Source organism: Solibacillus sp. FSL K6-1781, assembly GCF_038630735.1.
Taxonomy (GTDB): Bacteria; Bacillota; Bacilli; order Bacillales_A; family Planococcaceae; genus Solibacillus; species Solibacillus silvestris.
Genome location: NZ_CP152038.1, coordinates 3,172,115 through 3,188,734 on the forward strand (window position 1 = coordinate 3,172,115; position 16,620 = coordinate 3,188,734).

Consider the following 16,620-nt stretch of genomic DNA (forward strand, 5'->3'; position numbering starts at 1 on the left):
GCACACAATGAGCAAAAAACCCGTTGACACATACGAAGCGAGTTGGTGGTCTCGTCTTACACAATCACGCTATTTTGTCTATATTCTCATCTCCCCGCTATTTTTAATTTTATTTGCCTATGTCATTTATCCATTTTACTCAACATTTATTCAAAGTTTTGCAGGCGACAATCGGCTAGCAAACTATCAGAAGTTTTTCAGTTTAGAAAGTACAGCCAATTTAGAGGCACTTTGGAACAGCTTTTATATATCGATTATTAGTGTTATATGCTGTGCCGTTGTCGGGGTAATGATGGCCTTTTTACTGGAGCGCTATGATTTCCCGGGACGCAGACTGCTCTCCATTTTAGTACTTGTCCCGATGGCATTGCCCCCGTTAGTCGGTGTGTTATCCTTTACATTTTTATATGGCGAAAGCGGCATTTTCCCGCGCTTATTTCAGCAGATGTTTCAATTGGAAGATGTACCGTTTGCATTGAAAGGGATTTGGGGTGTTATTGTTGTTCATACGTTTACGATGTATACGTATTTTTATTTAACTGCTTCTGCCGCAATTAAAGGGCTTGATCCTTCTCTGGAAGAAGCCGCAACAAGCCTGGGCGCAAGCCGGATCCGTGTTTGGCGGAAGATTATTTTGCCGATGCTTACCCCTTCTTTAATCGCATCTTCCCTGCTCGTTTTCATGGTGTCGATGGCATCCTATACCGCGCCGCTCATGTTCGGGGTTGAACGTACGATGACAATGCAAATTTACTTATCACGGACAAACGGCAATCTGGATATGGCGGCAACACAGTCAACCATTTTATCGTTCGTATCTATCACCTTTTTACTTATTATGCGTTGGTACCAAAACCGACGTAATTATCAAAATTTAAGTAAAGGCATAAGTGTTCACCGCTCTGAAGTGAGCTCGAAGCCTTTAAAATATTTAGCGGTCACACTGTCATTCATCGGTACATTAATTTTAATCCTGCCGATTTTGGTGCTGATTTTAATTTCGTTTTCTAAAGATGGTGCTTGGACAATTCAAATTTTACCAACGGAATATACACTCGACCATTACAAAGCGCTCTTTACTGATGAGCGGACATGGCGTCCAATTTGGAACTCGCTGCAGATGGGCTTCATCGCAACAGTCGGCAATATTATATTCGGTGTTGCTGCAGCATATGCCATGGTCAGACTTAGTTTCAAGGGGAAAACAGCGCTCGATATTTTAATTACGATTCCTTGGGCATTGCCAGGTACAGTTGTAGCCGTCAACTTAATCGCAGCCTTCTCTACAGAAAGTGTATTTACATTCAACCAAGTATTGATCGGTTCATTCTGGATTTTACCGCTTGCGTATTTTATCCGGCATTTGCCGCTTGTCTTCAGGTCAACATCCGCTTCCCTCATGCAGCTGGACCAGTCTGTAGAAGAAGCTTCCCGGAGTTTAGGGGCATCGTGGTGGTACACATTCAGAAGAATTGTTATCCCGCTTACTTTATCAGGCGTTCTTGCCGGGACATTGTTGGCTTTTGTCCAAAGTATAGGGGAATTCGTCGCATCGATTTTAATTTATAATACGTCAACGATTCCATTGTCGGTTGCAATTTTCCAAAAGTTGTATGCCTTCAAGTTTGGTACGGCATGTGCGTATGGTGTGCTGCAGATTATTTTAATCCTGATTGTACTAATTATCTCAGAACGATTATCGAAAGGCTCTGCAGGAAGCGCAATATAGCAAAAAAAAGTAAAAGCATAAAAACTGCTTTTACTTTTTTCTTTATAACTATAGCTCTTTAAACATCCAAACTTCATCATAATAGTTTCCGTCAACTTTCAATGCACGTCGTTCCAGTGCATATTGCTTAAACCCTAAAGATTCATAAAGTCCAATTGCCCGTTCATTCGTTGATTCCACTGTTAGATGCAGCTGTTCAAGACCCTCGTTTTCTCTTAATAGACGCAGCAACTCCTCTATCATGGCACGCGCTACGCCATTCTCTCTTGCTTCTGGCATAACATACATTCCCACAAGAAGGCCTTTATGATTTAATTTTGCGCTTGTTTCCCGTTTAAACGTTGCAATTCCCAACAGTTGGTTCCCTTCAAATGCCCCTAGTGTAAATTTATCTGCTTGGGGGCGAAGACGTTGTTCAATTTCCGGAACCGTATAATTATTCTCATGTTCATAAGACGTGCTAAAAAATGTGGGGTAATTTAAAAGTCCATGCAATCTGACTTTATGATATTGTTCCGCATCTTTATAACCTAATATTCTAATATTCATCTTTTCACCTCTTAAATTTACGTCCCTTATTATATACCCCGTTTCTTAATCTTTTACACTATTTCTCTAGTATCGCTAATTCTATTTCGCTACGTAATAGGGCTGGCGCATCGGCATAAACCCCAATATATTTTGCCTTTTTTTCAAATCCGCCAACTAATTGAATTGATTGCAATTGCTTCATTTCAATTACAAAAGCGGGCTGTTCATCTGTATTACCTAATACTTTAAAATGATAGACATTTTTATCTTCTTCTATCGACTTATGAAGGTGTGCAATATTAGTCACATCAATTTTTGTTTGTCTCAATAAGCCATTGGATAGATATAGATTTCCGTTTTCAATACGAACTGGATTTAGCGTTAATGCACGAAAATCTGCAAGTAAGAATACGAGTCCATAAAGTGATAGAACTGTATGGCCCCAAGCTAAAATTGGTAGCCGATCATGAAAGAACCAATGAAATGCGATTCCTTCAAACAATGCCGCATGAAAAATCATTACTAAAAAAGGTACATACATCGTATTTTTGTAAACGGAAAATCCGGTAGGCTGTTTTTTCTTCCAACTGCCAAACGCATAATAAAAAACTAGCATTTCTGAGCAAAGTACCCTAATGAGAATGTTATCTTTCACTTTCTCTGCTACGATTCGAGGAAACGCAAAAATAAGTTGCTCCTGCTCTAATTTAACCGCTCGAATGATGCTCGGTAAATATTTGATAAAAATAAATAAAATGAATAATTCTATAAGAACCAACCCTGCTTCTACAGCGATTGCAGAAAGTGTTAAATAACGGAAAGGTTCCATCAATCCATTAGGGATTACCAGACGAGCAAATAAAATACCGGTAGCAATAAAGACAATGAAATTTTGGACTGTCCATTTGCCTTTTTGCAGCAAAAGAAGCGCCGGTGCTACAACTGCACAGTCAATTAGCGAACCGATCACCATTCCACGCGCTTGCTCATCTGAAAGTGTGGAGACAAACGATAACTGATAAACAATCATATTCCCCAGTAAAATGATACAAGCTATCAGGAGCCATTTATAATCAAATACTCTTTGGAAAACCATAGCGATCTCCTTCCTTAGATCATTGCATAAATTCCCATAAATCTGGTATTTCCATTATAATCTAATGTTACCCTTCCATCATTAAAAAACGCAGAAGTTCACATAAACTTCTACGTTTGGATTTATTGTATTTAATCGTTATTGTATTAGCCATTCACAAGGATATCCTTCATCAGTTCCCGGTTGCGCTTTTCGAACACTTCGTTATGCGAAGAAACTTTTGCATACTGATCTGCTGTCGGTTCAAGGCTTACCTTGATTGCATTAATTGCATTGACGGCATCCTGGAATGTACCTGTAATTAAATATACTTTGTTGTCGTACTTGGAAATATCACCTACTGCATAAATACCGTCAACAGATGTCAATCCCTTTCCGTCGGTTAAATAATAATAGTCATAATCCGAATCTTTTTCCGGAGCTAGTGCCTCATCAAAAGAAAACGAAGAATCCCGGTCATAGCCATGGTTCACTAATACGTCATCTACAACTATCTTTGATGTTTCCTTTGTTACGACATTTTCCAAAATAACTTCTTCTATTTTAGTCTTTGTGTCATTAGCCACAAGTGTTTTAATTTGCGTATTTGTAATGATGGGAACACCATTATCCTGCAAATGTCGGATTTGTGCTTCATGTGCAGATAGCTTTTCGCCACGGTAGATGACTGTAATCTGCTTGGCGATGCCGATCAGATCCTTCGCCCAGTCAATTGCCGAATTACCGCCGCCTGAAATTAACAGTGACTTGTCCTTAAAGCTTTGAATGCCTCGAATTGTATAATGCAAATTCGATACTTCATACTTTTCAGCACCTTCAATATGCAATTTAATCGGACTAATAATACCGCCACCTACTGCAACTACGACCTTTTTCGAATAGTGTTTTTCGCCTGAACTTGTCTCAATCACAAATAAATTATCTTTTTTTGTAATGAAATCAACTTTCGTATTTAGACATACGGTCGGCTTAAATGTCAGTCCTTGTTTAACCAGATTTTCAATGACTTGCTGCGCAGGAGTTGCAGGCATGCCGCCAATATCCCAAATGATTTTTTCAGGATAAACATGCAGCTTACCGCCAAGCGTAGGCTGAAATTCAATGATTTTTGTTTTTAAATCTCTCAACCCTGCATAGAACGCACTGTATAATCCACTTGGACCACCGCCAATTATCGTTACATCATAAATATCGTTCATTCGAAACACTCCATTCTTTTCATTATCGGTCAATTACACTTTTCGCGAAATTGCAGCCGGATTCCATTGACTAAGTTGCAGCTAAACGAGCATTCCGGATTTCGAATGGTGTCTTCCGATTGGTACAACAGAAGGCGAATCCGAAACAGGATCTTGTGTGACCACACAGTTTAGATTAAATATATCTTTGATTAATTCACTCGTAATCACGTGTTCTGGTGTTCCCTCCGAAACAAGTCGACCTTTATGTAAAGCAAAAATATAGTCGGCATAGCGGGCGGATAAATTAATATCATGGAGTACCATTACAATTGTCGTACCATGCTTACGGTTTAAATCCGTCAGCAAGTCCAAAATCTCCACTTGGTACGTAATATCCAAGTAGGTTGTCGGTTCATCTAGAAACAAAATATCGGTTTGCTGTGCAAGTGCCATGGCAATCCATACACGTTGTCTTTGCCCTCCTGACAGCTCATCGATATGACTGTCTGCAAGTTCGGTAATATTCATCATTTCCATTGCTTCCGCAACTGCATCATAATCCTCTGTTGACCAGCCCTTTAACAAGCTCTGATGAGGAAATCGGCCCCGGCCAACTAAATCGGCTACCGTGATGCCTTCCGGTACAATCGGTGATTGCGGAAGAAGTCCTAAAACACGTGCAAGCTGCTTTGGCGGGATTTTGTTAATCGATTTATCATCCAACATTACTTGGCCGGAGATTGGCTTGATTAATCGTGCCATCGTTTTTAAAAGTGTCGATTTTCCACAGCCATTCGAACCGATAATAATGCTGATTTTGTTGCTTGGAATCGCTAGACTAACACCGTGTAAAATCGCTTTGTTGTCATAGCCTGCAACAAGATTTTCCGTTTGGAATGTATGTGTAGATTTCATCATAAATCTCCTTTCCGATTAATACGGATTAATAAATAAATTAAGTATGGTGCACCGATTATCCCTGTAATGACCCCTACCGGATAGCGTGTCTCAAAAGCAAACTGTCCGATAAGATCTGCCGCCAATACTAAAATGACCCCGATTAAACCCGCAGGAATAAGACCTGAAAATCCGACACCGACCAATTTTTTTGCAATCGGACCTGCCAAAAAGGAAATAAAGGCAATCGGACCCGTTGCAGCAGTCGCCAATGCAATCATGAGCACCGACGTAATAATAAGGATGACTCTCGTTTGGTTTGTATTGACGCCTAGAGACGTTGCCGCCTGTTCACCAAGCTCCAGCATTTCCAGACGCTTTGCAAAGTACATCAAGATCGGTGTACAAATACACACGACAAGAATTAACGGGTATAAGTTAGTCAATTTTGCACCGTTTAAACTACCGCTCAGCCATCTCATTGCAGCGGGAATATCATGTGTATTTCCGATTAGCATTAAATAGTTGATAAAGGCTGTCAGCATCGCCTGAATGCCGATACCGATTAAAATTAGTCGACCAATCGAAAAGGATGTGCCTTTCGCCAGCAGATAGATAAAGATAGCTGTTGCAAGCCCTCCGATTACAGCTGCGATGGATACAACAGTATTGCTTGCATTTAATACAATGATACAAAATACTGCCGCAGCACTTGAACCTGTTGTAATTCCGATTACATTTGGATTTGCCAGCGGGTTGCGCAGCATTGTCTGGAATATGTAACCCCCGACACCAAATGCAAAGCCTGCAAACAAACCGGCTACCATTCTCGGGAAACGAATTGTATTTACCGCAAAGGATGCTCCCTTCACTTGTTCACCTAGTAAAACCTTTATGACATCTTGCGCCGGATAAATCGTGTTGCCAAGCATAAGCATCAAACCGCAAAGTACGAGCGAAATGATTGCCATCAAGGAAGTCATCAATATAAACCGGCGTTTTCTTTTTAATCTTGACGTTTTAATCATCTTCATCGTTTCATTCATCATATTGCACGCATTTTCGCTTTCATCGTAATTAAAATTAAAATCGGCGCACCTATAAAGGCCGTCACAATTCCAACTTCGAGCTCACTTGGACTGCCAAGAAGCCTTCCGATCACATCGGAAAAGGTTAAAATAACCGCCCCCGACAATGCTGACATCGGAATAATATAACGTAGATCAGGACCTACTACGAGACGTACGATATGTGTAGCTAATAAACCAATAAAGCCGATTGGACCTGCCAAAGCAGTCGCAGCACCACATAATAATACGCCACCTAATGCCGCTACAATTCTTACAGTACCTGTGCGAACCCCTAGCCCTGTCGCGACATCATCACCTAATGCCAACGCATTTAATGCCGGCGCTGTAAAAAAGGCAATGAATAGTCCTACCGCGATAAATGGAATAAATAAAGTAATTGTATCCCAGTTTCCTGACCCGACACTCCCTACTTGCCAAAATCTGAACTGATCCATTACATTCGTTCGCGGAATCATAATGGCAACGACCAGTGAAGATAAAATAGCGCTCGTAGCTGCACCTGCCAAAACGAGCTTTAATGGTGTCGCCCCGCCTCTTCCCATTGAACCGATTCCAAATACAAAAATAGCGGTAATAAAAGCTCCCGCTATCGCAAGCCAAATATACTGATTTGCAGAACTGATATTCAAAAAAGCAATACCACAAACGACAAAAAGGGATGCCCCTGTATTTACACCTAATATACTTGGATCTGCAATAGGGTTACGTGTAACCGATTGCATAAGCGCTCCAGAAACACCTAATGCTGCGCCGCATAATAAACAGAAAATCGTTCGTACCACACGCTGTCTTACTACGTTCGCTTCATGAGACTGAGCTTCTGAATGGAATAACCCATTCAGAAGATCTGTCCAGCTAATCATCCGCGAACCAAATATAAGTGATGCAAGTATACATAGTCCGAGTAAAATCGTTAAAAGCAATAATACTTTTATAAAATTACGCGGCATTATAATTTGCTTCTTTTCTAAAACGGATGGACTTTTCATATTACTTTAACTTTTTCGCAACTTCCGAAATTAGTGATACGTATTCATCAATTGTGTACTGAATTGATAATGGGTTAGGGTTTCCTGCTGCAGCAAGTGGTGTGTTGTCAGGAATAATTAAAACCGTACCATTTTTGATTGCAGGCACTTCACCTAAAATCGGATCTGCCTGAAGTGCTTTTAATGTGTTGTCATCACCATAGGCAATCAGAATTTCAGCATCGTTTAAAGCGTCCGCATTTTCGGCACTTAACTCGATATAGAAGCTGCTTTCATCCTGAACTTGCGCTTTAATGCTTTCCGGATATTCCATACCTAACTCTTCCAGTAATTCTCCGCGCGGATCAGCTGGTGTATAAATGTAGAACTTCGATAAATCTGTCGCGTTAAACATACCGAACGCCGCTTTTTTACCTTTGATTTCAGGGAATTCGTTTGCTTTATCTTGAATTAATTTTTCTGTATCAGCAATTAATTGTTTACCTTCTTCTTCCATACCCATACCTTTTGCATTGAATAGGATTTGGTCACGCCATGTAATAACCCATGGAGTTTCCGGATATGCAACGACTGGTGCAATCTCGCTTAATGTATCATACTCTTCTTGTGTAAGACCTGAATATGCCGCTAAAATAACATCCGGATTCGAATCTGAAATTGCTTCAAAATCCAGGCCATCTGTATCTTGGTAAATGTTCGGGTTCTCTTCACCAAGCGCTTTTAACTTTTCTGCTGTCCATGGAAGCATACCGCTTTCATCCTGGACACCGTAGTTTGCTGCTGAAAAACCTACTGGTACTACACCTAGTGCAAGTGCTACATCATGGTTTGCCCATGCAATTGTTGCTACACGTTCCGGCTTTTCTTCAATTACTGTTTCGCCTAGTGCATGTTTGATAACGATTGGATAGTGTGTCTCCGAAGCTTCGGAATTTGTTTTGTTTGAATTATTTTCTTCTGTACTTGTTTCTTTATCTGAGCAACCCGCAACAACTAGTAAGCCTATTGCTACGAAAAGCATTGCCATTAAAGAATAGAACTTTTTCGTTTTCATCTAATTAACGCCCCTTAAAATTGATTGATAATAATTATCATTATCGCTAATTAGAATAATAAAGCTATTTGATAATGATTGTCAATGAGATTATTACTAATTGCGTACTATTTTTTTATATAGTAAGAATTTTATAAGAATACAAATAAAAAAGTGGCTTCTCCAAGGAGAAACATGCTGTATTTAATATGGACTATACTTATTGTCCTATCCCTTATAAAGGGTTACACGATTTTGGTCTTTCTGCATATAAGGCTTGGATTGCTCTGTTAATCATTGCACTCGCATTACCCCTTAATTCCCCTTATTTTTTCCTTTAATAAATATTTTTTCTCTTTTATTCTTTATTTCTCTTTAAATTGACGTTAACGTAAATGGTATACTTTCGCCAATGGGGGTGCCTTATATGAAATCCATTAAAACGATCGCTAAAGAATACGCACTCACAACGAGAACATTGCGCTACTATGAAGAACTCGGGATTTTGAAACCGACACGACCTCATAATGGAATGCGCCACTATTCCAAACGAGAGGAGGCAAAGATTAAGTTAATTATCCGCGGAAAAAAGTATGGCTTTTCTATGGAAGAAATCAAGGAAATGATTTTACTTTTTGACCTTGATCGTACTGGTATTAAACAGTTGGAGCGTACAATCGAATACGGTCAGCAAAAGTTAAGGGAAATTGACCAGAAGATTCAAGAGTTGTATGAAATCCGTCAAGATATCGAAAGGACGGAAGCTATTTTTCGGGAAAAACTAATTCTATTATTGGAGGACCAATCATGAATATTTCTAATCTGTTAGCTCGTCATGCAAGAAAGTATCCGAATCAAATTGCTGTCATTAGTCTCGGTCAGGAAACGACGTATCAACAATTGGATGAACAAGTAAATAATATCGCCGGCTCATTGCGTGCAAGCGGAATCGTTAAAGGTGATAAAGTCGGGATTTTCATGCCGAACGTAAAAGAATTTGTCGCACTATACTTTGCCATTCAGCGTATTGGTGCAGTTGTAGTCCCGATCAATGCCAAGTTTGTCACGCGTGAAATTGAATATGTGCTCAATCATAGTGATGCAAAGGCGATCTTTGTACATGAGCTGATTTTCGAACAGGCTGCTACGATTATGTTTAACGGTCTGAAAGTAAAAACAGGTCCTGTCATTCATGATTGGCAAAGCTTCAATCAATTCGAGGCTGAAGGTAACGAGGTTGTTTGCTGTGATTTAGTGGAAGATGATCTTTCTACTTTACTTTATACTTCGGGCACAACCGGCAATCCAAAAGGTGTTTTACTGACAAACCGCAATGTACTTGCTGTATCGCATATGATTGCCGTTGAAATGGAAGTAAAACCTGAAAGCCGAATGCTGATTATGATGCCGTTAACTCATTCTGCTCCATTGAATTTATTTTTAGTTACAGCTGTTTTAGTCGGGGCTACCGCTGTACTCACACCAACGTTTACGCCTGACTTATTAATAGATACAGTAGAAAAATACAAAACGACACACTTCTTCGGGGCACCTGTTGCCTATCTTTTAACTGCTGGCTCACCGCGCATCGCAAACGCGGACCTTTCGGCAATGAAATGGTGGGTTTACGGAGGGGCACCGCTGTCTGAAAAAGAAGTCGTCTATATTCAACAGCAGTTCAATACCGACAATTTAGTATGTGTGTACGGTTTAACGGAAGCGGGTCCGAGCGGATCGATTCTACACGCAGCCGACCATCCTCATAAAGCAGGCAGTATCGGAAAGCGTGCACCATTTGGAACAGAGCTGCGTGTTATTAATTCACTCAATAAAGATGTCGCTCCAGGTGAAATTGGGGAAATCGTTTTATATGGTGAAGGTAATATGAAAGAGTACTATAAAAACCCGGATGAAACCAAAAATATTTTCATCGATGGCTGGGTACGTTCAGGCGATTTAGCACGCATTGACGAGGAAGGCTATATTTACATTGTTGACCGTAAAAAAGATGTAATTATTTCCGGCGGCGTCAATATTTATCCGAAAGAAATTGAAGATCAACTACTGCAGCACGACGCTATTTTTGAAGTTGCGGTGTTCGGCGTGCCGCATCCTGAATGGGGTGAAACAGTAAAAGCGGTTTACTGTGCGAAAGTCCCTGTTTCCGAGCAGGAAATTCGCGAGCATTTAGAAAATAGACTTGCCGCGTTTAAAATACCGAAAATTTATGAACAAGTTGAAGCACTTCCGCGCAATGCTTCCGGGAAAATATTAAAACAACAGCTAAGAGGTGAAGCAAATGCAAGTGTTAGCCAATAAACATGAAAAAAGCCAAAATTTTTACGAGTTTGATCAAACATTGCAGCAGCTACTACAGCAAAAGCTTTCTCCGTCTTTTTACCGTTATGCCGATGAGCAGCTGACAGCATTCGGTGCGCTTTGTGCAGGACCAATTGATGCCCGTGCCAAAGTGACAGACCGTGAAGGTGAACCGAGATTACGCCGCTATAATGCATACGGCGATGAAGTAAGTGAAGTCATTGTAAACGAAGGTTATAAACAAACGGTTGCCGAAACTTATGCAACAGGAATTGTCGGCTATGTGCATAAAGACATTCCGGAATTAGGTCATAAAGGCAATTATGTATACAGCTTTGCACAAGGTTATTTATTGTCGCAAACTGAGCCCGGCTTTTACTGTCCTGTTACATTGACGATGGCGACTGCGTATTTATTGGAGCACTATGCATCAGAAGAGCTGAAACAAAAGTTTATGCCGCACATCTGTGCAACAGGCGATACGGAGTTATTTGAAGGGGCTACGTTTTTAACAGAACGTCAAGGTGGATCTGATGTCGGTGCGAATGTAGTGGAAGCGCGATTGGATCTAGGTGAATGGCGTTTATACGGTGAAAAGTACTTTGCGTCGAATGCGGGTATGTGCGGAGTGGCAATGGTACTTGCACGCCAAACGACCAATTCCAAGCAAGGCTCGAAAGGCTTAACATTGTTTGCTGTACCGTGGCGTAATGACGATGGTGAGCTTAATCACATTACGATCCGCCGTTTGAAAGATAAGCTTGGCGTAAAAGCAGTACCATCAGGTGAAGTTGAGTTTAACGGTGCAAAAGCATATGTTGTCGGGGATCCGTCCAAAGGGATTTACTATATGCTTGAAGCACTGAACTTATCACGTATTTGCAATGCCGCAGCATCGGTTGGCATTATGAAACGTGCCCTTGATGAAGCAGTCCATTATACAAACGGACGTATCGCTTTTGGACAGACTGTTGCCGAGTTTCCGATGGTGCAGCATTCATTAGGCGCATTGCACGCAAAATGGCATGCATCACTTGTCGCGTTATTTGATTTAGTATCGCGCTATGAGGAGGTTATCGGCGGTAATGCATCTGAAGACGAACAGCAAATCGTCCGCCTGTTAATTGCGTTAGTAAAAAAGGAAACGGCAGAATGGGCGATTGAATTTACCCATGAAGCAATTGAACTACATGGCGGCAACGGCTATATCGAGGATTTCGTACTCCCCCGTTTACTTCGGGATGCCCAAGTATTAACCGTTTGGGAAGGAACTGCGAACATATTGGCACACGAGCTCATTCGTCTTGTGCACAAAAATGCGCATATTACGCTCCTTCATGAACTACAGCAAACGAGCCATCCGTATTTGCAGCAGCTTGCCTCTGTCGTGGAGCAGCGTTTTGCAGTGTTTGTCACACTAGATCCGGCAATGCAAACGCTCGAAGCAAAACCGCTGATGCAACAGCTTGCCCGTCTATACGAAGCAGTTGTCGCAGTAAAGCATGCTGAATCGGCCGGTGAACGCGAGCAGATGCTGGCGGAAATTTATATCGAAGAACAATTTGATCAAAAGCCCTTTGGTGAAGTGCCGTTAGCAGTGAAAGGGTTTAAATTGTTGAATAGCGGTTATTGATTGGTTGAGTGGAACGCCTTGGTTGAGTAGTTACCGGGCGTTTTTTTGTTGGGCTGGATTATGGTCCCGGGGATTTGCGCCGGGGTGCACTAGAGTTTGGCCGGGTATTCTAATATAGTTACAGAAGTTCTAATATCATTTTATTTGTTCTAATAAAGTTACGATTTTCAAATTTATTCTCCGGTTGTTCTAATAAGGAATCGGTTTGTTCTAATATCACCTCCCGACTTTCCAATATCGGGTTGAGTCTTTCTGAAATCGTGTTCAATTGTTCTAATAAAAAAAAGAGCGCTAGAAAAAAAGATTCCTTTTTTTAACTTTCTATTGTCTAATTACATAGTTTAATGGGTATGAGATTCTAGATAGGATATGGAGGATGGAAAATGATTCGATTATTAAAGAAAATGAACGGCGGCACACAATTTTGGCAAGCCTGGAAAATGAATAAGCAGATTCATATATTATCCGGGACATTAGGTGAGCAAGGTAAGGAGGAGGAACTGCCGTTAGGATTTTTTCAAAGTTCTAAACGCGTCATGGAAAAATTGGCAGCAGAGAAGGTCAGTCAAGGCTATGAATATGTAGATCCCGGTTCTTTAATTAAAATTGCTGTTCAATACCGTTATGAACAGGAAGAGCAGTTTGAAGAAGCGGAAGAAAGAAGCTTGTTCGTGGAAGATTTGTTAGATGATATTTTGCACGAAACTGGAAACGGCGAGCTTTATGGCTCCGAAATCGGGGATGGTGCCGGCATTACGTTCTGCCTCGTTGTTGATTTAGGATTAGCACTGAGATCAATCTTAACAGTACTAACCAAACATCAAGTAATTGATGGAGCGGAAATTGCCTATTTAAGTGATGAAGAGACCTATATTGGCATTTATCCTGAAGGCATAGTGTTTGAGCTCGTATAAATAAAAAATATGGGTGTGAACCATATAAAACACTGTCCACACCCGTTATATCTTTAAAGTTTACTTCACTTCTTCAATCGCTTCCATTAAAGCAGGAAATAACTTTGCATCGTCTGCATCTTCATCTGTTACTTCATTTAAAATCTCAAAATCATCTGCATCGATGACAAATAGGCTCATGCCTTCTTTTAAAAATTCATCGGCTTCTACTTCACCTTCGTAATATTGATACGTTGCTAATACGATGTTTGAACCTTCTTCTTCATCAAAGAAGAAATAAAGCTTTTCCGTGTTGCCGTATACTTCTTCCAAAACATCTTCCAGCGCTTCCGTACCTTTACTCCATGTCACTTCATTATTAACTGTCGCTGCCACGAGCGATTCTAAAAGTTCATCTACTGTATTTGTCATATAATCCTCCAACTCCGCTCTATATGGCGGTTAGTATTCCCACTGTAACATAAATCTAACGATAAAGTGTTAAGGGCAGCGTACTATTTGCTTACTATTTGTTCATTCACCTCATAATGCGCAGCGAATAATTTTTCAATCGTCAATTGCAATAGATCGACTAATGTCACAAACGCAAAATCCGCGTCAAGCCGCTCTGTCCATTTATGCGGATCCCTCCCTACAGGACCAACGTTCAGTACCGGGACATTCAGCTTTTTCATATCGGCGATCGGCAATGAATAGCCTTTATCCCAAACTGGCATATTGTTTATAAGCGATGCAATCGAACTGTTTTCATAGTTTAATCCTACATAACTCAAATCCGATATTCCGGAAAAATAGTTTTGAATGTGGAATTCCCTATTAAATGTTTCATGCGTGTATTGTTTCAACTCATTGACAAGATTGCTGATTAATCTATTTTTGCCTGAACTCACTGCAGGATAAAATGGTGGCGCAAAGAAAATGACAATCATCGGTGCCAGCTCATTACATAACGCAGCTAATTGATCAACGAAGTCAATCGTTCTTTCTCGGTCGTCTTTTTCGCTGTCATGATTTGATAATAGCTTTTCAACTTGATCTTCCCCGTATTTCTCTAGCGCATATTCGTGAATTTCTTCATATGTCATGACTTTTACTTTAAGTTGCTGCGGTGTATATCCCGTTTGCTGTGAGTATTTCTTTGCTTTGTTCATATAGGACTGTTCAATCTCACTTGCCGCCTTGACTGCTTTTTGCTGGAGCAATGAAATAACATCTGTCATGCCTCTTTCAAATAAAAATAAATTAAACAATGTTACCGTCCGATGTGGAATTTGCGTTGAATATTTCTTTTTTAAATCACGATATATTAAATTGGTAGGAGGAGGTGTCGTTTCATTCCCTACCTTTTCACAAAAGTCTGTATTTAATTCCATTTCAGCTGTAAGTACCGAAGCCATATAGTTCGCATTCAGCCCCCCAAAAGGTTCCCCTACATGGGTTTCCTTCCCGTAGCACAAAAACCCCGGCAAAGCCTTTCCGATCGACCCGGTATAAAAGTAATTGTTTTTATCCCCCGGAAAATTACTGAACATCGGCTCTGAATTTAAAATCGTTGTGTATTCAAGATGATGCTCTTCCGAAAGTTCCACCAGTTTTGGAACCGCTGCTCGCATTCCTTCAGAGTTTACTTCTTCATCTGGTACGGTCAACAAAAGTATGTTGCCGTCATACTCTCCGAACGTTGCCTGTTCAACAATCGACATATGCAGTACAAGCCCGCATTTCATATCCATTGTCCCTCTCCCGAATAGCCAGTTACCGCTCTCCATATCAAGTCGCACTGCTTCAGGCAATTCGTTTTTTATCGAGTTAAACTGTTCCGTTAGTTTCTCAGGATCGAAAGCATACTGTTTCCATTTTCCATAGTCCTGCACATCCACTACATCAAAGTGACTAATTAATACGATTGTTTTTTTAGTATCCGTGGATTTTTTGACCAATGCACTAATAAAACTGCGCCCATCTTTCAAATATGTTCGATTTAAATGGCCAGGGTTTTCTTTGAAATATGCCAGCTCTGACAGTTTTTTCACTACCGAATCAGGAAAATCTTTTTCTGCCTGTGAACCAGATACACTTTTTACTTGTACAAGCTCACATAATAATTGCCTTAACTGCTCTTTGCTCTTCCATTTAAACACAACATATCCTCTCCTTTTGTCTATTTCTAGCTGTCTCTCTATGTCGTCTCGTTTTCCTCAGTGTAAATAAATTAGAATATTCCGTCAATGATTTGTTTGACGTTCACCCTTTCATTTATCCATAGACCAGTAGACAAACAAAAAACTCCCACTCTCCTTTCATTGAAAAGAGAGTGAGAGTTATTATTGGCAAAACCAGCTTATTTCTTTTCTTTACCCATTGAGTGGAATAATTGAATTGAAGATAATGCGTTAAATGGCATTGCTAAGTTGTTTTGAATGCTTTCTTCATAAGTTGCTTTCAAGTCTTTTTGTAATACCGCTAATGCTGTATCTGCAGTCCATTCAGAAACATCTGACCAGTTGCGTGCTACCCAGCTGTCGCCAGTACTTACTTGTAATAACTTAATAATTTCTTCTTGCGGTAATCCGTAGTGTGATCCTAGTTTTAAACCTTCTGCAACAGCGTTCATGTTGATCCCTAAAATCATGTTGTTTACTAATTTCGCTACTTGGCTGTTACCTGCTTCAGAACCATAGTAGAAAGTGTTTGAACCCATAGCATCGAAGTACGAAGCAAAACCTTTTACGATTTCTTCAGCACCTGAAGTCATGATTGATAATGTACCAGCAGCTGCGCCAGATGCACCGCCAGAAACTGCAGCACTGATTAATTTTAAGCCGCTTTCCGTTTCAACACGATTACCTAATTCGTTCATCGCATCCGGAGAAAGAGTACTCATAACGATTACTGTTTTACCAGCAGTGTTTTCAGCAGTAAGGATACCATTGTCTCCGAAAATAACGTCTACGTTTTGTGCATAGTCACGAACCATTGAGATAATTGCTTCGTCAGCTAATTCAGCAACTTCTTTCACTGTATCTACCATTGTGAAACCTGCAGCTTCAGCTTTTTCATAAACACCTTTCCAAGCGTCAAAACCGATTACTTCAAAGCCTGCTTTCTTTAAGTTAAGAGCCATTGGGAAGCCCATAGTTCCTAATCCAATAAATCCAATTTTTTTACCCATTACAAATTCCTCCAAAAATATTTGATAAGAGACTG

15 protein-coding genes are annotated in these 16,620 nt (G+C 40.4%); 5 read left to right on the top strand and 10 right to left on the bottom strand.

Annotated features, from left to right (window positions below; translation table 11 throughout):
* The first annotated feature begins 7 nt into the window (after window positions 1–7).
* Window positions 8–1,729, top strand: coding sequence for an iron ABC transporter permease (locus MHH37_RS16130; RefSeq protein WP_342573779.1), 1,722 nt, complete (start codon window positions 8–10; stop codon window positions 1,727–1,729).
* 48 nt (window positions 1,730–1,777) lie between these two features.
* Here the strand turns inward: MHH37_RS16130 and MHH37_RS16135 are convergent, their stop codons facing one another.
* The 7 genes from MHH37_RS16135 to MHH37_RS16165 form a co-directional block, all read right to left on the bottom strand.
* Complete coding sequence (locus MHH37_RS16135; protein WP_342573780.1) at window positions 1,778–2,278, bottom strand: GNAT family N-acetyltransferase; 501 nt, start codon at window positions 2,276–2,278, stop codon at window positions 1,778–1,780.
* Window positions 2,279–2,336: 58 nt separating this feature from the next.
* Entirely contained in the window at window positions 2,337–3,356 is a 1,020-nt protein-coding gene (locus MHH37_RS16140; RefSeq protein WP_342573781.1) for a hypothetical protein, read from the bottom strand.
* Window positions 3,357–3,502: 146 nt separating this feature from the next.
* Window positions 3,503–4,555 (bottom strand): NAD(P)/FAD-dependent oxidoreductase, encoded by a 1,053-nt coding sequence (locus tag MHH37_RS16145; protein ID WP_342573782.1) that lies wholly within the window; start codon window positions 4,553–4,555, stop codon window positions 3,503–3,505.
* 81 nt (window positions 4,556–4,636) lie between these two features.
* On the bottom strand, window positions 4,637–5,452 hold the full coding sequence (locus MHH37_RS16150) for an ABC transporter ATP-binding protein (protein ID WP_342573783.1): 816 nt from the start codon (window positions 5,450–5,452) through the stop codon (window positions 4,637–4,639).
* Entirely contained in the window at window positions 5,452–6,483 is a 1,032-nt protein-coding gene (locus MHH37_RS16155) for an iron chelate uptake ABC transporter family permease subunit (RefSeq protein WP_342573784.1), read from the bottom strand. The genes MHH37_RS16150 and MHH37_RS16155 overlap by 1 nt, the downstream gene beginning before the upstream one ends.
* Window positions 6,480–7,514, bottom strand: a complete 1,035-nt coding sequence (locus tag MHH37_RS16160) for an iron ABC transporter permease (RefSeq protein ID WP_179946234.1) — start codon at window positions 7,512–7,514, stop codon at window positions 6,480–6,482. Before MHH37_RS16160 ends, MHH37_RS16155 begins: the two co-directional genes overlap by 4 nt.
* A gap of 1 nt (window position 7,515) precedes the next feature.
* Window positions 7,516–8,568, bottom strand: a complete 1,053-nt coding sequence (locus tag MHH37_RS16165) for an iron-siderophore ABC transporter substrate-binding protein (protein WP_342573785.1) — start codon at window positions 8,566–8,568, stop codon at window positions 7,516–7,518.
* Between the two features lie 406 nt (window positions 8,569–8,974).
* Here MHH37_RS16165 and MHH37_RS16170 point away from each other — a divergent pair, with 406 nt between their 5' ends.
* From MHH37_RS16170 to MHH37_RS16185, 4 genes are all read left to right on the top strand, one after another.
* Window positions 8,975–9,358, top strand: coding sequence for a MerR family transcriptional regulator (locus MHH37_RS16170; RefSeq protein WP_087618408.1), 384 nt, complete (start codon window positions 8,975–8,977; stop codon window positions 9,356–9,358).
* A complete protein-coding gene (locus tag MHH37_RS16175) occupies window positions 9,355–10,866 on the top strand; it encodes an AMP-binding protein (RefSeq protein WP_342573786.1) in 1,512 nt (503 codons plus the stop codon). Before MHH37_RS16170 ends, MHH37_RS16175 begins: the two co-directional genes overlap by 4 nt.
* Window positions 10,847–12,499 carry an acyl-CoA dehydrogenase family protein gene (locus tag MHH37_RS16180; RefSeq protein WP_342573787.1) on the top strand — a complete coding sequence of 551 codons (1,653 nt, stop codon included), beginning with the start codon at window positions 10,847–10,849 and terminating at the stop codon, window positions 12,497–12,499. The genes MHH37_RS16175 and MHH37_RS16180 overlap by 20 nt, the downstream gene beginning before the upstream one ends.
* Window positions 12,500–12,882: 383 nt before the next feature.
* On the top strand, window positions 12,883–13,413 hold the full coding sequence (locus tag MHH37_RS16185) for a hypothetical protein (protein WP_342573788.1): 531 nt from the start codon (window positions 12,883–12,885) through the stop codon (window positions 13,411–13,413).
* Window positions 13,414–13,473: 60 nt separating this feature from the next.
* Here MHH37_RS16185 and MHH37_RS16190 read toward each other — a convergent pair whose 3' ends face one another.
* From MHH37_RS16190 to MHH37_RS16200, 3 genes are all read right to left on the bottom strand, one after another.
* A complete protein-coding gene (locus tag MHH37_RS16190; protein WP_342573789.1) occupies window positions 13,474–13,824 on the bottom strand; it encodes a hypothetical protein in 351 nt (116 codons plus the stop codon).
* Between the two features lie 83 nt (window positions 13,825–13,907).
* Window positions 13,908–15,554: a M20/M25/M40 family metallo-hydrolase gene (locus MHH37_RS16195; protein ID WP_342573790.1), complete on the bottom strand. Its 1,647-nt coding sequence runs from the start codon at window positions 15,552–15,554 to the stop codon at window positions 13,908–13,910.
* Window positions 15,555–15,754: 200 nt separating this feature from the next.
* Window positions 15,755–16,585: an NAD(P)-dependent oxidoreductase gene (locus MHH37_RS16200; RefSeq protein ID WP_342573791.1), complete on the bottom strand. Its 831-nt coding sequence runs from the start codon at window positions 16,583–16,585 to the stop codon at window positions 15,755–15,757.
* Window positions 16,586–16,620 lie beyond the last annotated feature (35 nt).

What these genes read in the sequence shown, in the direction of transcription:
- MHH37_RS16140 (WP_342573781.1), bottom strand. Translation starts at nt 3,356, where the DNA reads ATGGTTTTCCAAAGAGTATTTGATTATAAATGGCTCCTGATAGCTTGT.
- MHH37_RS16165 (WP_342573785.1), bottom strand. Translation starts at nt 8,568, where the DNA reads ATGAAAACGAAAAAGTTCTATTCTTTAATGGCAATGCTTTTCGTAGCA.
- MHH37_RS16160 (WP_179946234.1), bottom strand. Translation starts at nt 7,514, where the DNA reads ATGAAAAGTCCATCCGTTTTAGAAAAGAAGCAAATTATAATGCCGCGT.
- MHH37_RS16185 (WP_342573788.1), top strand. Translation starts at nt 12,883, where the DNA reads ATGATTCGATTATTAAAGAAAATGAACGGCGGCACACAATTTTGGCAA.
- MHH37_RS16170 (WP_087618408.1), top strand. Translation starts at nt 8,975, where the DNA reads ATGAAATCCATTAAAACGATCGCTAAAGAATACGCACTCACAACGAGA.
- MHH37_RS16135 (WP_342573780.1), bottom strand. Translation starts at nt 2,278, where the DNA reads ATGAATATTAGAATATTAGGTTATAAAGATGCGGAACAATATCATAAA.
- MHH37_RS16150 (WP_342573783.1), bottom strand. Translation starts at nt 5,452, where the DNA reads ATGAAATCTACACATACATTCCAAACGGAAAATCTTGTTGCAGGCTAT.
- MHH37_RS16200 (WP_342573791.1), bottom strand. Translation starts at nt 16,585, where the DNA reads ATGGGTAAAAAAATTGGATTTATTGGATTAGGAACTATGGGCTTCCCA.
- MHH37_RS16175 (WP_342573786.1), top strand. Translation starts at nt 9,355, where the DNA reads ATGAATATTTCTAATCTGTTAGCTCGTCATGCAAGAAAGTATCCGAAT.
- MHH37_RS16190 (WP_342573789.1), bottom strand. Translation starts at nt 13,824, where the DNA reads ATGACAAATACAGTAGATGAACTTTTAGAATCGCTCGTGGCAGCGACA.
- MHH37_RS16145 (WP_342573782.1), bottom strand. Translation starts at nt 4,555, where the DNA reads ATGAACGATATTTATGATGTAACGATAATTGGCGGTGGTCCAAGTGGA.
- MHH37_RS16130 (WP_342573779.1), top strand. Translation starts at nt 8, where the DNA reads ATGAGCAAAAAACCCGTTGACACATACGAAGCGAGTTGGTGGTCTCGT.
- MHH37_RS16155 (WP_342573784.1), bottom strand. Translation starts at nt 6,483, where the DNA reads ATGATGAATGAAACGATGAAGATGATTAAAACGTCAAGATTAAAAAGA.
- MHH37_RS16180 (WP_342573787.1), top strand. Translation starts at nt 10,847, where the DNA reads ATGCAAGTGTTAGCCAATAAACATGAAAAAAGCCAAAATTTTTACGAG.